Here is a 3,861-nt window from a genome sequence, read left to right as displayed (position 1 = left end):
TGTTTATTTGTTTTAGGACAATATCAGGTTCAAACCCCACCCTAACCCCCAATTCTGGGGGAATAAGAATTTCAAAGTCCCCCAAACTTGGGGGATTTAGGAGGCTAAATAGCCCTAAGAAATTCTCGGCCATTTACCAATCCATTCTCCACCGCGAAAACGCCACCGGGGAAATAATAACCGCATGACTACCCAAGCAGATAAATAAACTGCTAACCAAACTAAACCATAATGTTGAATAAATCTGGTTAAGTCAAATTCGGTTTTAGGAATCTGAGGTAAACCGATATTGGCAATTATTAAAGCCAGAAATACCCCTTCTATAACTCCCGCACAAAGTTGAAATATTCCGGGCCAGTCATGGTCCCAGAGATATTTTTGCAGAAAATCATATAAGACATCCCAGGCCATGCCAAATAAACCTACATAAAACACAACCCAAAAGTAGACTAAATTGGAGGCATTACCTAAATATCCCCAATAGAAGACTAGAGAAACTAACATTCCCACTGTTGCTAACAAAAAAATTCGCGTTTGCCAGCGTCCGAATAAAGTTGGAGTCATGATGATCTTATTATCCTATAACGGTATACACTCTCATGACTTTCAACTCTGTTCCCTGTTACCTACTATATAATATGTGTAAATTAAGGCTTTTGATTCAATGCCCATTTTAGCCATTGCCAAAGGGAATAAATTCCCTGAATATAGCGGACTCCTGGAGCTTTTGCAGCCGCCAAAGCTTCCATAGAACGATGGGCGGCATATTGTAGTCCTAAAAATGTGTCTACGGGAGCGTAGGGACCGCCTAAGGTGATAATTCCTGCCGCATATATGCGAGAACGATTATTTCGCAGTTTTTTGATTTCAAAGTTGTTTTCTACGTGAAAACGTCTTTCTGGGTTTAGTTCTAAATCGTAATGCAGTATTAGGTCTTTTAAAAATGGACTTTCTAAAGGATCGGAAATTAATCCTGTACAGTCAATAACAAAATCAGCAGTCAGGGTTTTTGGACCTTTGGTAGTGTTTATATGAGTAACAACTTGATTTTGGGAATTACGTTCTAGTTTGCTGACTTCAGCATAACGAATTTCATACCATTTGTTGGCTATTCCTTGACGAACAATCTCGCGCCATTTTTCGCGACTAGCTGTGGTTGTTCCTCCCCAAGCATGCAATAATTCCCGTCGTCTTAACGGGTCAGCGGCTTCTAACATTGTCCGCATATCACCGCCCCAAGTTCCTTTTGGCCAGTTAAAAGGTTGAAATTCCCAATCATTTTCTACATAGCGTTTAGATTGCCCAAATTGATTACCTTTGCGGGGTTCTCGGTTTAAATGAATTACCTGAATATTACCTTGCATTTTCCGGGCTTCATACAGTCTTTCTAATATTTGCGAGGCTACAATTCCCGACCCCCGAATAACAATAGTACCGCCTTTTTTTTCTAATTGTTGGTAAATATGATCATGGGGTTCATAACCTTGAACTACAGTTCTCTTATTTCCTGTTTCTTCGGGATATTGCTGACGATATTGTTCTAGGTCTTTTAGTAGTTTGATTGCGGGATAACCTGTGCAGAGATGGACATATTTAGCTAATAAAAATTGGTGATTTTCGTCCTTCCCGTTGGAATAGGCAATACAATAACGCCCGTCTTCCGTTTGTCGTAGACTGCGAATACTGCCAGGTTCTAACATTTTACCCCAACCAATGCGATCGCTCTCCCGGTCCATGGATTCAAATACATCTCGTCCACGGGGGGTGTAAGTATCTGCATAAACAGGTTCGGCGAACACTTGCCACAAAAATCCTAAAGCTGCACCAACTTGTCCAGAAAAAAAGGATCTCCAAGCATCTCTTAAAGCATATCCAGGCCATCCCCAAATATTATCAGGACAGGAATCTGAACCAGAACGAATCCGTTTATGTCGGGGAATTTGACAATTTTTTAGTAAGCTTTCATAGCGTTTATAAGGTTTGTCTTGAACACTCAAAACTTTAATATTTTCCGGTTTAACTCCCGCAATTCTCAACATATCCACCCAAACAAAACTGCCCATTCCTCCCCCACAGGCAACGTATTCTGTTTCTCTGACTGAAATACCACTGCGACGAATAGCTTCTACGGAAACCTTTTGTGCATTCCAAAAGTTGAAATTATAGGGAAAACCCGCAGGTTGACTAGGTGCAGCATCGGGAGTTTGCTGTTCTAAAGCATCCGTATAAGGGTTAAAAATGATGGATGATTGAGAATCTGGTAATTTCCCCACCCTAGATACGGGAATAATCTCAGATTGGGGGTTAAAAATTGTGGAATTATTTTCCAGTACAACGGTAGCATTCTCATCCTCAGATGGAATGAGAATAACGGTAATGGTATGATTACTTATTCCCAGTGTATCCCCATTGTTTAAAGTCCGACGTTGTTTAAGTAGCTTTTCACCGTTAACTAGAGTGCCATTGGCACTCTTGTCTTCTATATAAAGCTGATTGTTTTCTAAGGTAATTTGAGCATGAAACCGAGAAATTTGGTTATTAGAGTCTAATAAAACTACAGGAGACACCGTTTCACCATTAATAACCGCAGGAAGTTGACTTATATGTCTGCCGATAGCTATTGGCAGGTTAAAAACCTGTTCTTCTTGCTCCTGTGTCAGTTTATTTTCGGAAATCAGCTTGATTTGCATGGTTTTGATTCCCCCATTTACATCTTGATATCTTATTGATAATATTAATACATCAATATTTCGCTCCATTTCCATAGAGTTACTGAAAAACTTTAGATTCTTCAGTATCTAGTACGGCACGGCGTAAATAAACCAACAATTATAAATCTCCCAAAAGCCTATACTGTGTTGTCGTTGGGGCAAGGGAACAGGGAACAGGGAACACCGAAGAGAGTTTTGGGCGATTTTACTTTTCTTCACATACCTTTAAATTTTCCGGTTCACCTACTTATCATAAATAGTGTTTGCTGTAATTATGAATTTAACTTGGCTAGATAATAATAGTTGGCTCATGGAAATTGCTGAACAAAAAATACTAATTGACCCTTGGTTAATTGGTGATTTAACCTTCAATAATTTAGATTGGTTATTTAAAGCTTCTCGTTCTCAGGATCGGTCAATACCAGATAATATAAATTTAATTATCCTTTCTCAAGGCTTAGAAGATCACACACACCTACCCACATTAAAACAACTTGATAAAAATATTCCTGTTGTTGCTTCCCCCAATGCTGCCAAAGTTGTAGAACAATTGGGTTATCAACAAATCATCACTCTCAAACATGGTGAAACATTCACTTTAAATAATCAAGTAGAAATTAAAGCCTTTCCCGGTTCTCCCATTGGCCCAACTTTATTGGAAAACGGCTATCTGGTGAAAGATTTAGCCAATAATTCTACATTGTATTATGAACCCCATGGCTATCATTCTCCTCAAATCAAAGAGATAGCACACATCGACATAATCATTACACCAATTATTGATATCGCCCTACCCATAATCGGTACTGTGATTAAGGGAATGAATAGCGCCCTAGAAGTAGCAAAATCTGTAAAACCTCAATTTATGCTCCCTACAGCAGCAGGAGGAGATATTGTATTTGCGGGAATATTGGCAAAGTTGATCCAAACCCAGGGAACTATGGCAGAATTTCAGACATTACTAGAAAAAAATAATTTAACAACCAAAGTTATCGTTCCTCACCCCGGTGAAAAAGTTATGGTGTAAGAATTCAGGTGAGGCAAAAAGATCCCCGACTTCTATGAGCAATTTATCATTTATGGACACAATCAATAAAAGAAGTCGGGGATCTGGGCATGACCAAGTGCTATAGCTGAATACTTACGTTAT

At 39.1% G+C, this 3,861-nt stretch carries 3 protein-coding genes; 1 reads left to right on the top strand and 2 read right to left on the bottom strand.

Translation table 11 applies throughout. The features are described from left to right. Positions 1–114 precede the first annotated feature (114 nt). A complete protein-coding gene (locus CUN59_RS20275) occupies positions 115–564 on the bottom strand; it encodes a hypothetical protein (protein WP_104389524.1) in 450 nt (149 codons plus the stop codon). Between the two features lie 83 nt (positions 565–647). Beyond that, a complete protein-coding gene (locus tag CUN59_RS20270; RefSeq protein ID WP_306460526.1) occupies positions 648–2,759 on the bottom strand; it encodes an FHA domain-containing protein in 2,112 nt (703 codons plus the stop codon). A gap of 226 nt (positions 2,760–2,985) precedes the next feature. Here CUN59_RS20270 and CUN59_RS20265 point away from each other — a divergent pair, with 226 nt between their 5' ends. Then, positions 2,986–3,738, top strand: coding sequence for an MBL fold metallo-hydrolase (locus tag CUN59_RS20265; protein ID WP_104389523.1), 753 nt, complete (start codon positions 2,986–2,988; stop codon positions 3,736–3,738). Positions 3,739–3,861 lie beyond the last annotated feature (123 nt).

Source organism: Cuspidothrix issatschenkoi CHARLIE-1, from assembly GCF_002934005.1.
Lineage (GTDB): Bacteria > Cyanobacteriota > Cyanobacteriia > Cyanobacteriales > Nostocaceae > Cuspidothrix > Cuspidothrix issatschenkoi.
Note: the sequence above shows the minus strand (reverse complement) of the source record. Positions and strands in the feature narration are given on the sequence as shown.

What these genes read in the sequence shown, in the direction of transcription:
- CUN59_RS20275 (WP_104389524.1), bottom strand. Translation starts at nt 564, where the DNA reads ATGACTCCAACTTTATTCGGACGCTGGCAAACGCGAATTTTTTTGTTA.
- CUN59_RS20270 (WP_306460526.1), bottom strand. Translation starts at nt 2,759, where the DNA reads ATGGAGCGAAATATTGATGTATTAATATTATCAATAAGATATCAAGAT.
- CUN59_RS20265 (WP_104389523.1), top strand. Translation starts at nt 2,986, where the DNA reads ATGAATTTAACTTGGCTAGATAATAATAGTTGGCTCATGGAAATTGCT.